This is a genomic window from Endozoicomonas sp. 2B-B (assembly GCF_053470045.1).
This window is the reverse complement of the sequence record NZ_JBLZMU010000001.1, coordinates 1,852,003-1,870,226: the sequence shown is the minus strand read 5'-3', so window position 1 is coordinate 1,870,226 and position 18,224 is coordinate 1,852,003. Positions and strand designations below refer to the sequence as shown.

14 protein-coding genes are annotated in these 18,224 nt (G+C 48.9%); 5 read left to right on the top strand and 9 right to left on the bottom strand.

Annotation, left to right across the window (positions count from 1 at the left end):
* Positions 1-115: 115 nt before the first annotated feature.
* The 5 genes from ACOMHB_RS07485 to eat all read right to left on the bottom strand — a co-directional run bounded on the left by ACOMHB_RS07485 (position 116) and on the right by eat (position 6,301).
* Complete coding sequence (locus ACOMHB_RS07485; protein ID WP_422132713.1) at positions 116-814, bottom strand: glutamine amidotransferase-related protein; 699 nt, start codon at positions 812-814, stop codon at positions 116-118.
* Positions 811-1,980, bottom strand: a complete 1,170-nt coding sequence (locus ACOMHB_RS07480) for an iron-containing alcohol dehydrogenase (protein ID WP_448216116.1) — start codon at positions 1,978-1,980, stop codon at positions 811-813. Before ACOMHB_RS07480 ends, ACOMHB_RS07485 begins: the two co-directional genes overlap by 4 nt.
* Before the next feature lie 18 nt (positions 1,981-1,998).
* Complete coding sequence (locus ACOMHB_RS07475) at positions 1,999-3,387, bottom strand: aldehyde dehydrogenase family protein (RefSeq protein ID WP_448216115.1); 1,389 nt, start codon at positions 3,385-3,387, stop codon at positions 1,999-2,001.
* A 23-nt stretch (positions 3,388-3,410) separates the two neighbouring features.
* A complete protein-coding gene (locus ACOMHB_RS07470; RefSeq protein WP_448216114.1) occupies positions 3,411-4,784 on the bottom strand; it encodes a glutamine synthetase family protein in 1,374 nt (457 codons plus the stop codon).
* Between the two features lie 71 nt (positions 4,785-4,855).
* A complete protein-coding gene (gene eat / locus ACOMHB_RS07465; RefSeq protein ID WP_422132709.1) occupies positions 4,856-6,301 on the bottom strand; it encodes an ethanolamine permease in 1,446 nt (481 codons plus the stop codon).
* Positions 6,302-6,577: 276 nt separating this feature from the next.
* Here eat and phrB point away from each other — a divergent pair, with 276 nt between their 5' ends.
* The 3 genes from phrB (at position 6,578) to ACOMHB_RS07450 (ending at position 12,536) form a co-directional block, all read left to right on the top strand.
* The gene (phrB, locus tag ACOMHB_RS07460; RefSeq protein WP_448216113.1) at positions 6,578-7,996 is read left to right on the top strand and encodes a deoxyribodipyrimidine photo-lyase; all 1,419 of its coding nucleotides are present in this window, start codon (positions 6,578-6,580) and stop codon (positions 7,994-7,996) included.
* A gap of 663 nt (positions 7,997-8,659) precedes the next feature.
* A complete protein-coding gene (locus ACOMHB_RS07455) occupies positions 8,660-9,634 on the top strand; it encodes a YbgA family protein (RefSeq protein ID WP_448216112.1) in 975 nt (324 codons plus the stop codon).
* 304 nt (positions 9,635-9,938) lie between these two features.
* Positions 9,939-12,536, top strand: a complete 2,598-nt coding sequence (locus tag ACOMHB_RS07450; protein ID WP_448216111.1) for an ATP-binding cassette domain-containing protein — start codon at positions 9,939-9,941, stop codon at positions 12,534-12,536.
* 6 nt (positions 12,537-12,542) lie between these two features.
* Here ACOMHB_RS07450 and ACOMHB_RS07445 read toward each other — a convergent pair whose 3' ends face one another.
* The 3 genes from ACOMHB_RS07445 to ACOMHB_RS07435 all read right to left on the bottom strand — a co-directional run bounded on the left by ACOMHB_RS07445 (position 12,543) and on the right by ACOMHB_RS07435 (position 14,141).
* Positions 12,543-13,484, bottom strand: a complete 942-nt coding sequence (locus tag ACOMHB_RS07445) for a class I SAM-dependent methyltransferase (protein WP_448216110.1) — start codon at positions 13,482-13,484, stop codon at positions 12,543-12,545.
* Positions 13,485-13,610: 126 nt separating this feature from the next.
* On the bottom strand, positions 13,611-13,739 hold the full coding sequence (locus tag ACOMHB_RS07440; RefSeq protein WP_448216109.1) for a hypothetical protein: 129 nt from the start codon (positions 13,737-13,739) through the stop codon (positions 13,611-13,613).
* A gap of 171 nt (positions 13,740-13,910) precedes the next feature.
* Positions 13,911-14,141 (bottom strand): hypothetical protein, encoded by a 231-nt coding sequence (locus tag ACOMHB_RS07435; protein WP_422132702.1) that lies wholly within the window; start codon positions 14,139-14,141, stop codon positions 13,911-13,913.
* A gap of 26 nt (positions 14,142-14,167) precedes the next feature.
* On the opposite strand from ACOMHB_RS07435, the gene argS reads away from it, so the two are divergent.
* Positions 14,168-15,910 (top strand): arginine--tRNA ligase, encoded by a 1,743-nt coding sequence (argS, locus tag ACOMHB_RS07430; RefSeq protein WP_448216108.1) that lies wholly within the window; start codon positions 14,168-14,170, stop codon positions 15,908-15,910.
* A 48-nt stretch (positions 15,911-15,958) separates the two neighbouring features.
* Here argS and ACOMHB_RS07425 read toward each other — a convergent pair whose 3' ends face one another.
* Positions 15,959-17,551 (bottom strand): FMN-binding glutamate synthase family protein, encoded by a 1,593-nt coding sequence (locus ACOMHB_RS07425; protein ID WP_448216107.1) that lies wholly within the window; start codon positions 17,549-17,551, stop codon positions 15,959-15,961.
* A 183-nt stretch (positions 17,552-17,734) separates the two neighbouring features.
* Here ACOMHB_RS07425 and ACOMHB_RS07420 point away from each other — a divergent pair, with 183 nt between their 5' ends.
* A complete protein-coding gene (locus tag ACOMHB_RS07420; protein WP_448216106.1) occupies positions 17,735-18,223 on the top strand; it encodes a DUF29 domain-containing protein in 489 nt (162 codons plus the stop codon).
* The last annotated feature ends 1 nt before the right edge of the window (position 18,224 follow it).

The window sequence follows — 18,224 nt, the reverse complement described above, 5'->3', positions numbered from 1 at the left end:
TTACTAAAACGTAGCCGTTTGTTTCAGCACTTCATATATTAATACAACCGATTGATTAATAAGCCATTTTAATATCAGCCCGGAAACTCAATTAAATTTCCGGGTTAGACCATGACTAGAAAAACTGCATGATCCATTGAGCTATCAGATCACTATCAGGATCGTCTTTCAACGAATCCATGCCCTTGCGCACTCTGTCCCCGGGAATCGCCTCCCGACGTGAATTCATCAAGTCCGCAGAGTAAGACTTGCTGAATTCCGGATGCCCCTGAATACTGATAAAAGAATCGCCATATTGCAGCATAAAATTGGGACAGAAATCACTGCAGGCGAGTACTTCAGCCGAAGATGGCAAACGAGTGACTTGATCCCTGTGACTGACCAGTAACTTGAAGTCCTCAACCGCAGGCTCCATCCAGCGGGTCTTTCGGGTGACGTGATTGTACGACATACCAACACCCCAGCCTTTGTCAGCCAGCGCTACTTGCCCCCCAAGACTGTTTGCCATGATTTGATGACCAAAACAAATACCCGCCAACTTGCAACGATCCTCGTACAGCCTTCTGATAAACCCTTCCAATAAAGCTATCCATGGAAAAGGATCATAAGCACTGTGACGACTGCCCGAGATAATCCAGCAATCACACTCATGGGTCGTTTCAGGAATCTCACCATCCACTACCCGGTAGGTGATCATCTGTATATCAGGTTCCTGCTTTCTCAACAGAGCCAGAAACATATCCGGATAATTGTTGTGAACCTTGCGCAGCTCGGGCGAAACGTCATCACACAATAGCAAACCGACTTTCATCATAGATCTCCCCGAACCGCATCCTGGCCTATCTGCTGATATTCAGCCGCAGAGAAAGAGATTGGGTTTCCGGCTGCCGAAGGATCGGCAAACGCCATCCGCCCGACTTTATCCAGCTGGCTATCGTCGATTCCGATTTCAGCCAGTGTATGGGGGATTTCCAACTGTTCTCTGAGCTCTATCACCCAGTTGAAGAAAGCGTCAAAGTCTGGAGCAGGCAGGTCAAGGTAACGACTGAGGGCCGCCATTTTATGACCGATGGCTGCTCTGTTTGCCTTCAGAACATAGGGCATCAGAATGGCATTCAACAATCCATGATGAGCGTCGTATAAAGCCCCCAGTGGATGCGCCAGAGCATGCATAGCACCCAGACCTTTCTGAAAGGCCGTTGCCCCCATGCTGGAGGCCACCAGCATCTGATGCCGGGCCTCAAGATCACTGCCCTGCGCCACTGCCCTGGGAAGATAGTCTCTTACCAGACGAATGCCTTCCAGTGCGATGCCCTGGGCCATAGGATGATGGAAAGGCGAACAATAGGCTTCAAGATTATGGGAGAGTGCATCTATACCGGTCGCTGCAGTGAGTCCGGCAGGCAAACCACAGGTCAGTTCGGCATCAAGAAGCACGATGCCAGGAAGCATACCCGGGTGAAAAATGATCTTTTTCACCTGCTCATCCTGATGGGTGATCACAGAAGAACGCCCCACTTCCGAGCCTGTTCCGGCAGTGGTGGGCACGGCCACAACGGGCAGCATTCCCTCTGCATTCACTCTCAGGTAGTTATCACTCACATCTTCAAAATCCCAGATTGAACGACTCTGGCCAACCATCAGGGCAATAGCCTTGCCCGCATCCAGTGCAGAGCCCCCGCCAAAAGCGATCACACCATCATGGTCGCCTTCCTTACAGGCAGCGACGCCGGCTGAGACATTCTCACCGGTTGGATTACCCTTGATTCCGGAAAACAGTCCACAACCGGTCAGAGCAGAGCTGACCTGTAACCGGGCTTCCTGAACCATGGGCAACTGTGACAACCCGGGATCAGTAATAATGAGTGGGTTTTTCATCCCCAGTTCCATACAGGCAGCGGATAGATCTTTGATACGGCCAGCGCCAGCACGGATGGCTGTCGGAAAATTCCAGTTAGCTGTGTACTGCTCAATGTTCATTGACGTCTCCTTTCTGCCTCAGCCGTGCTTGATGTGGAAGGATTTGGGTCGGGTCAGGGCATCAAAACCCAACACCGACAGGGTGCAACCTCGACCAGAGTTTTTAATGCCTGTCCAGGCCAGGGCAGGGTCAAGATAGTCACAGCGATTGACAAAGAAAGTGCCGGTTTGAACCAGACGACCCAACTCAACCGCTCGTTCAATATCCCGTGAGAAAATGGCGGCAGTCAGTCCAAATTCACTGTCGTTCATCAGGCTGAGCGCTTCTTCGTCCGAGGAAACTTTTTGAATTCCTAAAACAGGACCGAAACTTTCTTCAGTCATCACCCGCATATCGTGATTTACCTGAGTCAGCAGCTGGGGTGCAAGATAGGGAGTGCCTGTTTCATCCTTGGGAAACAAGGCCGGATCGATATGAGCAACTGCACCCTGTAACACAGCTTCTTCCACCTGCCCCCTGACAAAGTCCGCAGCGCTGCTTTTCACCAGAGGACCCAGAGTAGTTTCAGGATCATCGGGTCGTCCGAGGCGGTATTGCTTCACCAGAGCAACAGCCTTTTCAACAAATGCATCATAAACAGCTTCATGTACGTAGAGCCTTTCTATGCCACAGCAGGATTGACCGGAGTTAAAGAAAGCACCGTCTATCACCGTGTCTGTCGCTGCATCCAGATCAGCATCCGCTCTGATATAAGCAGGATCTTTGCCACCAAGCTCCAGACCCATACCGATGAATCGTCCGGCAGCCGCCTTTTCTACTATGGCTCCCGCAGGAACTGAGCCCGTAAACGCCACATGCTTGATCGCGTCACATTGAATCAGGTACTCAGTGTTCTCATGGGACATGTGCAGATACTGAAAAAGCCCTTCAGGCAGACCCGCTTCCAGAAAGGCTTCTACCATGCGCTCGGCACAGAGCGGAGTTTGAGCGGAATGTTTCAGAAGCACGGCATTACCGGCCAGCAGTGCCGGCATAATGCTGTTGATTGCAGTCAGGTAAGGATAATTCCAGGGCGCTATGACCAGCACAACACCCAGAGCTTCCTTGCAGATATAACGGGTAAAGCCTTCTTTTTCAGGAATTGTGACGGGCTTCAGTGCTTCACTTGAAGCTTCAATCATGAAGCAGGCACGCTCTTCAAACCCTGCCACTTCTCCGGCAGCGTATTTGACAGGTCTGCCCATCTGCCAGGTAATTTCACTGGCAATGTCGTCTTTTTGAGCGACAAAATAATCCACAGCTTTGCTGCAGATGTTTTGTCGCTCTTCCAGAGCAGTACTTTGCCAGTCAAGCTGAGTTTTCTCAGCCTTTGCCAACGCTTGATTAATGTCTGAAACATCAGACAGTGGACGTTCAGCAACCACCGAACCATCCACTGGTGAAAGGGTAATCTGTGTATTATTCATTGTTTTAAATCCGTTGGAAGTGATCAGATAATTTCGAAATAACGATCCATTTCCCAATCCGTAATATGCTTTCTGAACTCTCGTTCTTCCCACTCTCTGGAAGCAGCGTAGTGTTCGACGAAAGCGTCACCCAACATCGTTCGGGCAGCTTCGGATTGCTTGAATTTTTGGGCTGCATCCCAGAGCGTTGAGGGTAGTGCATATTCAGGTGGGTGCCCCTGGTCGTAGGCATTTCCTTTCACCTGATCCTCAGGCTCCCATTGGTGAATAATGCCCTGAAGACCGGAAGCCAAAGCGGCGGAAAGGGAAAGATAAGGGTTAGCATCTGCAGAGCCAAGCCGGTATTCCACTCTCTGTGACTTCTCTGAGCCCGGAATAACACGCAATGCGGTGGTACGGTTTTCAACCCCCCAGGTCGCGTCGGTAGGTGCCCAGAAGCCGGGAATAAGTCGGGTGTAACTATTGACGGTAGGGGCCAGCATGGGCAGAAATTCAGGCATTAATCGCTGCAAACCGGCAATAAAATGCCTCTGTGTCTGACTGATGCTGTGTTTCTGGCTGGGATCAAAGAACGCCGACTGCCCATCCTTTTTGTTGAACAAAGACAAATGAATATGACCGCTCTGCCCCGGATAATCCGATGACCACTTGGCCATAAAAGTGGCCATCAGCCCATTACGCTGCGCCAGCACTTTCATAAACGTTTTAAACAGTGCGGCTTTATCTGCGGCATTTTCAGCAGAGTCGACAGCAATGGCAGCTTCGACCACGCCAGGCCCGGTTTCTGTATGAATGCCTTCGATGGGAAAGTCCATTACTTCGGCCATTTCCAGTATCTGGTGATAAAGATCGGAATGCACTGAGTTTCTTATCATCGAATAACCAAACCAGTCAGGCGTCAATGGTTTGAGATTTCGAAAGCCTTTTTCCCGAACCGATTCCGGTGTCTCCTGGAACATAAAAAATTCATATTCCAGCGCCGCACGGGCATCAAAGCCCATGTCAGCTGCTTTCTCAATTACCCTTCTCAATGTACCCCGGGGACAGAGCGCTTCTGACTGCCCCTTGAATTCGGCAATGAACAACAGCATGCCATTTTCAAATGGGATCTCCCGGCAGGAATGGGGCAGGATTCGTACGGGAGCATCAGGGTATCCGGTATGCCAGCCTGTATATTTTACATTGTCATAAAGCTGGTCTTTACTGTCCCAGCCAAGGATTACATCACAAAAGGCAAAGCCGCTTTCCAGAGCTGAAAAAAACTTGGCCTTGCTCATGTATTTGCCGAGCATGATTCCATCGTTATCGAAAAGACCGACTTTAACGTGAGAGAGTCCTCTTTCTTCAACAATCTTTTTGGCATCATCAATGGTTTTGACATCTCTGGGGTTGTGCATATTTGATACTCGTTTTTCTTAGGCTTTTCAGGTGTCAGGCACCAGAAAGATGCCCAACCAATCAGCTCAGCTCAGCTCAGCTCAGACTCAGCTTCGGCAATGGCTTCGAATTCTTCTTCTGGCGCTTTAGCCACCAGGTGCTGTCGGCTGTATAAACCGAAATAAGCCACCATGACGGCATAGAAAGCCGCAGACCAGAAAGCGGCTTCGCTGCTCACCAGAAAGGTAGAGAGAAAGGCAACAATAGCCAGACCAAAAGCAATGCCTGACGTTATGATGCCACCCGGCGTTTTATAAGGACGTTCCAGCTCTGGCTCTTTAACTCGCAGGATAATATGAGACAGCGTCATCATGGCGTAGGAGAGGGTGGCACCAAAAACGGCCATAGTGATCATCAGATCACCTTCTCCGGTCAATGACAGCAGGAAACCAATGATTCCAGGAATGACCAGGGCCATTGTGGGCACTTTTCGCTCACCGGTTTTTGATAAAAAGCGAGGTAAATAGCCGGCTCTGGACAAGGCGAATACCTGTCGGGAATAAGCGTAAATGATAGAAAAGAAGGACGCGATCAGACCGGCAAGTCCAACAAAGTTTACAAAGGTCGCCATGTAAGAGTCTTTACCATAGACTTCTTGCAGAGCCCCTACCAGTGGAGCAGCATGATCCTTCATGTATTCGGCGCCCACTGCGCCGGGGGCCAGAACCAGTACCAGCCCTCCAAACAACAACAGAACGACCATGGCGGTGATAATCCCTCTGGGCATATCCTTCTTGGGATCGCTGGCTTCTTCCGCCGCCAGGGGAACACCCTCTACCGCCAAAAACAGCCACATGGCAAATGGGATGGCAGCCCAGATACCGACATAACCTTCGGGCAGGAAAGTTGAAGCGCCGGTAGCTTCTGCATTCACGGCGATATCAAACAGGTTGTCGACGTTGAAGACAGGAATCATTCCCAGGATAAACACTACTATGGCTAAACATGCCAGGCCGGTAATCACCATCATGATTTTCAGAGCTTCTCCGGCCCCCAAAAGGTGCAAACCAATGAAGGCAGCATAGAAGGCACCGTAAACCAGGGGTCCGTCCCAACCAAAAAGTTCATTCACATACCCGCCTATAAACACGGCTATCGCTGCAGGCGCGATCGCATATTCAAGAAGTATGGCGGTGCCTGTCAGATACCCTCCCCAAGGACCCATTGCCCGACGGGCGTAGGAGTAGCCGCCACCAGCAGTAGGCAATGAAGAAGACAGCTCAGCCAATGACAACACCATAAAGGTATACATAATAGCCATGACAAGGGTGGCCAGGAGCATGCCACCAAAACCGCCCTGTTCCAGCCCGAAATTCCAACCGGCAAAATCTCCGGAAATCACATAAGAAACCCCGAGTCCAGCCAGAACCAGCCAGCCCGCTGCTCCTTTCTTAAGTTGTCTCTGTTTCAGATAATCATCAGAAACCTGCTCATATTCAACAGAACGGGTTGTTGGAAACGAACTCGTATCGAGCATGTGTAGTACCTTTTTTTAAAGCCATCCTGTTAGCTCATCTATGCTATTAACTCCCCTGATAGCATAGTGAGAAAGTTAAAATATTGTTTAGCAACTTTTAAGCCAGAGTTCTTAACGTTTCCCCGGGATGATCCACTTCCTTTTAAAGTCCGTAACAGAGTTATAACTTAAAAATATAACTGAAGGTGCTATTCACACTATGAAAATCCAGCTCAGTCAGAGAGAGTATTTATTTGCCTATTTCGGAGGTGGGCTGGATTTCCAGCCTACATATCTATGAGTCGAACACTGGTCTGGTTCAGAGGCGATCTGAGAGTGAGAGACAACCCTGCTCTGTACCACTGTGCAGACAAAAATGAGGTTGTAGCTGTTTATTGCCTGTGCCCGGATCAGTGGCAGGAGCACAATGACAGCCCGAACAAGCTCTGGTTCTGGATGCAGAATCTCAAACAACTGGAGCAGTCTCTCAACAGACTCAACATTCCATTGGTCGTTATCCAGTCTCTCAGGTTTGAGCACTGTGCCCAACAACTGTTGCAGATGACCCGGAAGCTACAGTGCGATGGCATAAGCTTTAATAACGAACATGGGCTCAATGAAGAAAACAGGGACAAGGCTGTAGAGCAAACATTTATCGGGCAGCAGCTAGAGTGCCAGCGCTTTTCTGACCAGACCCTGATCCCTCCCGGCCAACTGTTGAATGGCAGCGGTGATTATTTCAAAGTCTTCACGCCCTTTAAAAAGGCCCTCTATCGAACCCTTAACCTGCATCAGATTCAGCCACTGCCTGCGCCTGAAAAACAAAAGCCCCTGAAGCTGTCTGAAGTTGAGACCGTCGACTACCAGAATCTGTTTACGCCGATAGAAGGTCTGCAAAAACTCTGGCCCGCTGGTGAGGAGGAAGCAGCAAACCGGCTCAAAGCATTTATTGAGTCTCATGGTGAAGGTTATAAAAAGTTCCGGGATTTCCCGGGTATTGATGCCACCAGCACCCTCTCACCCTATCTGGTTTCAGGAACAGTCTCCCTCAGACAGTGTTTTTATGCTGCCCTTCAAGCCAACAACGGAGAAATGGATTCAGGAAGTGATGGCCTGCAATGCTGGATGAGTGAGTTAATCTGGCGGGAGTTTTACAAACATATTTTGCATGGATTTCCCAGACTCTCCAGAGGCAGGGCATTCATCACGGAAACCGAACATCTGCCCTGGAATCAGGATAAACAGGCATTCAATGCCTGGTGCAAAGGTGAGACCGGCTTTCCATTAGTCGATGCAGCCATGAAGCAATTGGTGAATACCGGCTGGATGCACAACCGCCTCAGAATGGTCACGGCCATGTTCCTGACCAAAAATCTGATGATTGACTGGCGCCTCGGGGAAACCTTCTTTATGCAGCATCTGATTGATGGTGATCTGTCTGCCAACAACGGTGGCTGGCAGTGGTCTGCCAGCACAGGCACCGATGCGGCCCCCTATTTCAGAATGTTTAACCCTGTCAGTCAGTCCGAGAAATTTGATTCACAAGGCCAGTTTATTCGCTACTGGCTACCCCAGCTGAACAAACTCAGCAGTAAGGAGATTCACGCCCCCTGGCAAAAAGATACTCATGAGATTAACTACCCGGCACCGATTGTTGACCTCAAAGCATCCAGAGCAAAAGTACTCTCTGCTTTCAAGGCGCTGAAGCAGTCATAAACAAAATCGGGAGAGCCTGTCTCGCTCCTGAGCCTTCGGGAATGAATTTCAGTGGGGCGAGTCAGCTTTTATTGTTGGATTTGTGCGACTGGTTGACCTGTCTGAGCAACCCCTCAGGTCGATTTTGCATCGTAAATCACGCTGTTTATAACGCCTCTGAATTTGCGGGTTATGACGGTCGCCTACTAGACTGGGTGATTATGGTCTTTTGAAGATAATCATGTCTGATGTTAAAACTGCTTCATCCATATTGCCTCTCTGGAAACGTTGCCTGATTGCCCTTGCAGTGATGTTGGTAGCAAGTTTTTTAATCGGTTTATTGTTTCGTAGTATATTCGGTTTTTCTCTGCCCGATTATGTGTCTGGGGCAGTCGGAGGTTTCTCAGCGATATTGATATGGGAGTTTCTCAAGTGAGTGCAACTTGGGCCTTTGTTGTTATCGGTCTTTGTTATTATCAGTGCCGAATCGTTGGACTTATACGTACGCAGTAGTATGTTAGCCTTCCGTGCTGTCGTTTTATTCGGACCTGGCAGGAAGCTTACAAAAGATAAAGATGGCCGCTCTTTCCGGAGCCCGGGTCGAACCATAGTCCGACAGGCTCCCGGGGGTTTGCCTTAAAATAAGTGACATTGAAAGCAAAGGGATAAGAAAGGAAGAGTTAAATGGCTATCGTCTCGATTCCAGAACCTGAAAAAGACATCAAACTCGGCATCAGCGCCTGCCTGATGGGTCAGAAAGTCCGGTACGATGGTGGGCACAAGCGCTCTTCATTCTGCATGAATACCCTGAGCCAGTACTTCCACTTCGAACCAGTCTGCCCCGAAGTAGCCATCGGACTCGGCACCCCCAGAGAGCCAATTCGTCTGGTTGGGGATATCCAGCAGGTTCGGGTTGTGGGTACGGATCATCCGGATGTCGATGTTACCGATCAACTAACGGACTATGGCTACAAGAAAGCCAGAGAATTAACCGATATCAGTGGCTACATCCTGATGCAAAAATCCCCCAGCTGCGGTATGGAAAGGGTCAAGGTCTACCATGAAAACGGCTGCCCTTCCGGCGTCAGTTCAGCCGGTGCCTACGCCAAGGCCCTGATGGCAGCACAACCCTTACTGCCGGTTGAGGAAGAAGGCCGACTCCATGATCCCGTTTTAAGGGAAAATTTCTTCACCCGGGTCTATGCCTATCACCGCTGGCACAACGAAGTGCTGAACAACCCCAGTCATGCCGCTGTGGTTCATTTCCACTCTGCCCACAAATATATGATCATGGCTCACAACCCCAGTGACTATACAGCCCTGGGAAAACTGGTTGCCAAAGGTGGCAAACTGGAACTGGAATCTTTGCTGGCACAATACTTCGAAGAATTCATGAACACCCTGAAAAAAAGGGCTAACCGCAAGTCCCACACCAATACCATGTTGCACATTCTGGGGTATGTGAAAAAAACCGTGGATACCAAAGAGCGAAACCAGTTTCTCAAACTGGTCGAAGAGTACCGTCAGGGTATATTGCCATTAGTGGTTCCAATGACCATGCTACGCCATTTCATTGAAAATCATGGTAACGATTACATTCGGGAACAAACCTATCTAAACCCTCATCCTGATCAATTAGGACTCAGGAATCAGATCTGAATTCTGACGCTCCACACTAAGCGCCGGACACAAGTGTCTGGTGCTGAGCTACAAACTGTGAAACAGAACCTTCTTGAGCGGTCAAGAACCCTCGCCTGATAGGGGGCAGGGAGAGTAGAAAGACCTCTATTCGGATACTTCCCATTTTGCACGCCAAACAGCAGTAGCCTCCTTCCAGATAAGCACTTCAAACTACTTCACTGATTATCAGAAAAGAAGGAACTTTTCCGCCCCCCCCATACTCTAATATCTAGTCCACTGAAGTGACACACAAAGAAGAATTAAGAAGTAAAAGGAGTTTTGAGTGCGATTTTTTGTATTGGGATTCATTCTGTTATTAATGAATGAAATGGCTTTCTGTTCAGAATTATTACAACCCTCTTATCCTGATCTGGTATCTCACCAGCCTCATCAGATATTGCATAATTCTCAGTGGCTGGTAATGCCTGTCATGAGCGGTATTGCAGGTGGCATAGCTGCGAGCAATTCGCCCGACCAAACCTCTTATACCGTGAGTGCAGGCGTTATTTCCGGTGTCGCACTATCTGGCCTGGATTTACTTTACAATCACGTCAATACATCTGCCTCCTATTATATGAGTGCCGGTGTCATGGGAGCCGCTACCATGAGCAATACTCCCATGCCCAGCTCTATTAATTACCTTTGTGGTTTTGTCGGTGGCGCACTGATTGCTTCAGGCCAGTTTAACTTTCTTGAAAAGTACCTCAGCGCACCCACAAAGGGAGCCATCAACGGCGCCATCCTGGGAGGAATGCCGGGAGCGGCTGCAGGAGCGGCTCTCGGTGCAGTCGATGAAGTGATGGCAGCCTGTAATCTTACGGGCACCGAGCCCTTATCCACAACATTATCCGCTGTCACCCAGCTAAAAGTAATGACGCCCTTTTTCTCATCGGCTCTGGGCCGACTGCCACTGATTGGCAGCTCGTACAGCTCTGCGGTGTCTCAACTCAATGTTCCTTATTTAATGGAAAGTGCTGGCACTGTCTGGAGTGGAACCTGCCTGTTTACCTCACTTTCAGAAGACGAGCGCTCCCTTTCTTATCTGTGTATCACTCTGAAACCCTCCAGTCGGGAGAATGACAAATCCAATTTGGAAGTCGTTTCTGAAATGGATCAGATCCTGAATGAAATTATGGATCACCAGACCATCCAGAGACTCTCACACATGCAGGCTCTTGCTATAGCAGGCTCTCAACTGATGAGCTCCAGACTGACCAAAATGCGCTCTTCCCGGGCCCAGTCTCTTCATACAAGTCTGTCAAACTTTAATCCAAGGTTCGGTCTAAAACCTGAAGAGGCTTTATCCGGTTATGTTGAAGCCGGTCTGTCAGTGGGCTATTTCTGCCTGCCATACGTAGGACACTGGTTGATGGATTCGGTGATAGAAAGCTACTACAGAATTCTGATGACGCAAGCTGCAGAAGATGAACTGGAGAGTCTCTTTTTCGATGACCAGAATTTTATAAGACTGAATCTGGATAAAAATCTCGACACCCTGATTGCCGGAATGGATGTCAGTATCCACAACATCGTCAATGCCGGTAGCTCACTGAAGCGTTCGCTGGCCCGCGCTTATATCGGTGGTTTTTATGACCTTTCTTTTATTGTCAAAAGCGGCGCTGCCGATATGCTGGTGTTCATGGATATCTATAGCAAAATGACTGAGTCCGTAACCCTGAGCCTTAACCAGGGAGCCCTGGATCTGGAAACCAAAAGGCATTCCCTGAGCACTAAACTCGACTTGTTGAAAAAAGACTTCAACACCAATGCACGAACCATTGGCAGCGGTGCCAAAAAGGATTTTATGGTCGAAAAGTATTCTGAGCTGCTGCTGGCAGTTCGTGAAACAGAAGCCAGCCAGTCTAAAGCAGGGCTGATTTCGGGCAGCTGGAGCATAGCAAAAGGCCTTGTCGACTTCGTCGCCAAAAGCCTTTTTATTGTCAAAAAGATGAGCACTGGGGAAGTTGCATACGACGATTATCAGGCCCTTCTTTTCGCCTCTGACAGTGTTTCCGACGCCTTCTCGTGGCACGCTAATAACATCGAAAACCTGCTCAGCTTCGATAAAGCACTATATAGCATTTACTCACTGGGAGCAGAAATAAACGATCCCCCGGCGGAACTTTGGAAACAGCCTGACTATCGGGCAAAAAAAGGGAATGAGGTCGCCATTCGTCTGGACGCCTTCTCCATGGGACATCCTGAAGGAGTGCTGATGACCGATCAGGCATTGACCATTCCCAAGGGCTATTATGCGGTTTCCGGTGCTTCTGGCAGCGGCAAGAGCAGCCTGCTTTCAAAGATCAGAAGAGAAGCCGGCAACGGTATCTGGGCAACGGGTAATGTGACCTACACCACTGCCAATGGCGAGTTGCCTGAAGTCTTCCATGCCGAACAGTTAACCTACATTCCTCCGAACACAACCCTGAGAGAACTCGTCACGTTAAGATTGGAAACCGACTCAAACGACCCGCATCCTCAAAAGCCAGAACACAGAGGCGACCTGACAGATAGAGAGCTAATCAACATGTTGCAGGAGATCGATTTCTACCCTGAAGATCAATGGCACCTTCTGGAAGAACAGCTTCGCGACGAACGCAACTGGAAAGATCAGCTCAGTGGTGGCCAGATTAAAAAACTGGCGCTGCTCTCGGTAATTAACCGGCGCCCCGAAGTAGCCATACTGGACGAAATTTTCGCCGGGATGGATCAGGCATCGGTGCAACGGGCACAGGAAATGTTAAAAAAATATCTGCCTGACAGCCTGCTGCTGATCGTCGACCACAATGCAGCCCATAATAACCACGATGGATTTTTTACGGGCAGAATCCACCTTGAAGACAGCCAGGTCAATCTCTGGGAAATGGAAAGTGAACAGTAATGTTCTTTATTTATAAGCAACAATGACCATATCGTATTTTGGAATCGGAATGTCCTCACCGGTCTTTACATCCTTAAGCCACACTTTTCCACGAATCCGGTGCTCTAAAATCCATTCATTATCAAAAAACTTAGCTACATGAACTTTAAAACCAACGTCGTTCAGCATAAAGATAAGTTTGCGGGGATGAATGAATCCGTAATGTTCTTTAATTTCTGCATGCCAGTCTTCCGTGTAATCCTTTCTGAACATGTAATCATAAGCTGATGCCATATCCGTCTCGAAGGATTCATAATCTTCGGTACATTTATACAAATCAATTGGCACAGGCCGATTAAGTTGCCAGAAGCCGAGTGCAAATTCTGCGAAACAATGTCGGTCTTTTACATCAGATTTTGCGTGATAAAAACGAACTCTCCTCGTACCATCTTCAGGTCGGGCAAAATCTTTGATAATGATTCTCCCCCCTTTCTTAAGAGCCTGATAGGCATGCTCTAAAGCATTTTTAACAGCGGCGAGAGAATCTTCGTTGTAGGAATAGATCTCATGAAGGACCGAAGCCATTATCACTGCGTCAGCATTCACACCATAAGGTTTATTGCTACTGCCCTGCTCAAAATGAAGATTTTCTATTGCGCTGTATCGACTTTGGGCATGGGCTATCATCGGAGGCTGAATATCGATACCCTGAACCATTAATCCGGGATTTTCCCTGGCAATGGCTGCGGCCACAGCTCCAGTGCCAGATCCTACATCAATAATAAATGCCCCGTCGTATAATGGCAGATAGGGTAACAGCCGGGACAGTTTGTGTTGTAAAGCAGCATCCATCTGACTGGTGTAGAGGCTGAAATCGCGATGCTCGGCAGCCGCCTCCATTAAACTGGATTCATATTGTCCGGCTGAAAAATTAACTGCTGAAACATTAACTGAAGGTGCTAATGCCAACCATAGAATCAGGGCAAAGGAGACAGTCCTCAAAAACATCGCAAGCTCTCACTAATCTGAAGAATATTCAAGTGTCTGAATTCAAATCCTTATGTTTAGTCGCTTTTCGGAAAAAAGACAGTTATTTTATTTTCCCATTGATGGCGATAAATCCGGTTTATCAGCCTCTGCAGCAGCCTGGGTAGACAAATCAACCAGCTGACCATGGTGTAGATACCCGACTTCACATTTCTCGACAGTGGCAACATTTCTCATGATTGAAGAAGACTGCTATTGTCTCAAAGCCGTTTTATTCGCTATTATTTCCCGCTATGAAATCACTCTCATCAGCCACTTCATCTGCCTCTCAGGCGGCAAGTCCTGAAAGGCTTCAGTCAGCATCTGATATTGCCCTCTGTTGCGGCAACTTTCCGGGCTGCCTGACATTCACATTGCGACGATGCCAAGGCTGAAAGGTTGCTTTTCAGTCACCATCACTTTCGACATCCTGCTTTTTTGCAGAACAAGGCTGCCGCTGACCGGAAAGGTCAACAGGCGCTCTATTAGAGACGCCCAAGCGATAGAAAAATATTTTGAAAAACCATCAACAATGAGACGCAGACAGTGCAAAATATTTTTCCCGATGAGCAGCCAAGAGAGAAAAAAATCATCGCACACAAGTTTCAGACCAAGGAATTTTTTCCATGAATATTCTTAAACTGCTTGAAGACAGAGTCATCAAAGCACTGATCGCCGCCGGAGCCCCGGAAGACACCCCTCCGATGGTTCGTCAGAGCGCACGGGCCAACTTTGGTGACTATCAGTGCAATGCGGTGATGGCAGCAGCCAAGAAAATGGGACTCAAACCTCGAGATCTGGCCCAAAAAGTAGAAGAAAACCTGGATCTGGAAGGCATTGCTGAAAAAACGGAAATTGCCGGACCCGGCTTCATTAATATCTATCTCAAGCCAGAATGGCTCGCTGCCAGATTGCAGGAAGCAGTAAAAGACGATCGTTCCGGTGTAGCCTCTGTCGACAGCCCGGAAACTGTGATTGTCGATTACTCCGCGCCTAATGTTGCCAAAGAAATGCACATTGGCCACATTCGCTCCACCATCATTGGTGATGCCAGCGCTCGCACTCTGGAATTTCTGGGCCACAAGGTCATTCGCCAGAACCACTTGGGAGACTGGGGGACTCAGTTCGGTATGCTGATTGCTCACCTCGAAGAACTGGAGCAAGACAGTCAGGAAGCTCAGGCTATGGAGCTTTCAAATATGGAAGCCTTCTACAAGGCGGCTAAAAAACGTTTTGACGATGACGAAGTGTTCGCCACAAAAGCCCGTGAATATGTTGTCGAATTACAATCTGGCGATGAGCACTGCCTGAAACTCTGGAAAAAACTGGTTGATATCACTCTATCTCACAACCAGGAAGTCTACGAGCGATTGAATGTTTCCCTGACGCCATCCGATGTTATGGGTGAGAGCGCCTACAACGACAGCCTGCCTGCCATTATCAATGCACTGGACAGCAAAGGCCTGTTGAGTGAAGACCAGGGGGCAAAAGTGGTCTTTCTGGATGAATTCAAGAACAAAGACGGCGACCCGATGGGTGTCATCGTTGAAAAGTCTGGCGGCGGCTTTCTCTATTCTACAACCGATCTGGCGGCCCTGCGGCACCGGACTCACGCCTTGAACGCCGACCGTGTTCTTTACTATGTTGATGCTCGTCAGGGACAACACTTTGACCAGATCTTCACCATTGCCCGCAAGGCCGGCTTTGTCAATGAAGATACTCGCACAGAACATCATGCATTCGGTATGATGCTGGGCAAGGATGGCAAACCGTTCAAAACCCGTGCCGGTACTACCATCAAACTGGTAGATCTGCTGGACGAAGCTGAAGAGCGTGCAGCCAGACTGGTTGCCAGCAAAGCCTCTGATCTCAACGAAGAACAAAAGTTCAAGGTTATCAAAGCCGTTGCCATGGGCTCGGTAAAATACGCTGACCTGTCCAAAAACCGCACCAGCGACTACGTTTTCGACTGGGACACCATGCTGGCCTTCGAAGGCAACACTGCGCCTTACCTGCTCTACGCCTATACCCGTATTAAAAGCATCTTCCGCAGGGCCGGAGTTTCTGAAACCGACCTCACCGGTAACATCCTGGTTGAAGAGCCTTCCGAGAGAGACCTGGCGCTGAAGCTCAACCAATTCAGCGAAACCATTGAGCAGGCTGCCCGTGAAGGAACGCCTCACGTACTTTGCGGCTACCTCTACGACTTGTCTGGTGCATTCATGAGCTTCTATGAAAACTGCCCGGTTAACAAAGAAGGCGTCAGCGAACCCGTTAAAATCAGCCGCCTGCAATTCTGTGCCCTGACTGCCCATATCCTCAAGAAAGGCCTTGACCTGCTGGGCATTGAAACCGTTGAACAGATGTAATCCTGTTTAACCCGGAAAATGCCGACTTTAATGTCGGCGTTTTCTATTTCAGGCGATCAGCCCGGGTAAAAACTCATCAGCCGAAGCCTGGGCCCAGTGGTTGCTGTAGCCAACCATATCATCGCGATTCAACAGGCATCCTGTTTCCAGAACCGGGTATATGGTTGCGTAAGAAGCTTCTGTCTGATCGGCGAGACGTCGGAAGATATGCCTCGCATTCAGCTGTTCCGGGCTGTCCAGCCCCATTGCTCCAACAATATCGAGAAAACTGGCCACCGTCACATGGTGATAATTTGCCACCCTGATCTGTTTTTCAGCAATGTTGACGGCTCTGCCTCTGACCGGGTCCTGAGTGGTCACTCCGGTCGGGCAGTGATTGGTGTTGCACTTCAATGCCTGAATACATCCAACAGCAAACATCATGGCTCTGGCCGAGTTACACAGGTCAGCACCCAAAGCAATCTTTGTCACCATATCAAAACCGGATGCCACCTTGCCGCTGGCAATGATCTTTACCTTCTCTCTCAGACCTGCACCTGTCAGGCAGTTGTGTGCAAAGACCAGTGATTCGTTCAACGGCATTCCCAGCCGATCCGTATACTCCACCGGGGCTGCACCTGTGCCTCCCTCTGCGCCATCAAGCGTAATAAAGTCCGGAGCCAAACCGGTTTCCAGCATGGCTTTACAGATCCCCATAAACTCCACTTTGTTGCCCAAACAGAGCTTAAAGCCCACCGGCTTAGCGGCAATCCTCCTGAGATGATCAATAAATAAAATCAGCTCTTTAGGCGTTGAAAAAGCCGAATGCGCGGGAGGAGAAATGACGGTCTCTCCCTCAGGAACACCTCTGGCTTCAGCAATTTCTTTTGAGACTTTAACGGCGGGTAGCACGCCACCATGGGACGGTTTGGCTCCCTGGGATAATTTGACCTCAACCATCTTCACGGCTTCATGCTTTACTTTTTCAGCAAAACCTTTTTCGTCGAAGCCACCTTCTTGTGTACGACAACCAAAGTAACCTGTGCCGATCTGCCAGACCAGATCCCCTCCTTCTGCCAGATGGTGTCGGCTTAACCCGCCTTCTCCCGTATTGTGAGCAAAGTCACCCCTGCGTGCGCCCGCATTCATTGCTCTAATGGCATTGGCACTCAGGGCGCCAAAGCTCATGCCGGAAATATTCAGCCTTGACGCCAGATAAGGTTGTGAGCAGGAATGTTCACCGATCAGTATTCTTCCATGGCTGGCATCCACCTCTTTGGGGGTCAGGGAATGATTGGCCCGATGGTAGCCGCAATCGGTCAGTTCAAACTGGGTGCCAAAAGGTTGGGTATCAGACACGCCCTTGGCTCTTGAATACACCATATTTCGGATTTCACGATTAAAAGGTTTGCCACTCTGATTTGACTCGATAAAGTATTGATGAATCTCGGGACTGATAAACTCCAGCGCATAGCGCATATGGCCAATGACAGGATAATTTTTCAAAACGTTATGATTGGTGCAGGTCAGATCAAAAATCCCGACCAGAGTGTAAGGCACCAGAAAAACAAACAGCCAAAGTATCCCGGGCCAGAAAAACGACAGAAGCAAGGTGATCAGCATTCCGCCAACGGCAACCCAGAAAAACAGTTTACGAGCCATTTCTCCACCTTTTTCAGCGAGAAAATCCAGATAGCTGGATCTGATGCTCTTGAGTCTTGATGATAAAACGGTCTTTGGCAATGCTCCTTCTTTTGCCCCCCCACAAAGACGTCTGAGCCTTGGGACTTCATTTTGATTCCCTTCTGCTTTTTGCCTACAGTGGTAAGGCAATGGAGGTATTTTATGGAAAATCTTTACGAAACCGATTACACCCAATGGCTTGGCCAGCAACGGGAACTTCTGGCCAGGGGGCAATTTGATCAGCTTGACATCCCTAATCTTTTGGAGGCGATGGATATACAGATGGGCAATATTGCCGACGAGTTAGGTTCCCACTTGATCATATTGCTGGTGCATCTTCTCAAGTACGACTATCAGAAACGGATACTGAAAGACCCTTGGGTCAAAGATAAAGTGATCCATACCTGGATGCCAAGCATCAATAATTCAAGAACACAAATTGGACGCCACATACAGAAAAATCCCTGCCTGCAACCCAAAGTTAATGACCTGCTGGCCGAGGTTTATCCACATGCCAAAAATGATGCCATCAAACAAATGAACAAATACATTCGCTCTGAGGCCAGTCGCCTGAACAAAGACAGCTTCCCCGAACAATGCCCATGGCCGTTTGAGCAGATCACAGATGACGACTGGCTGCCGGGAGATTAAC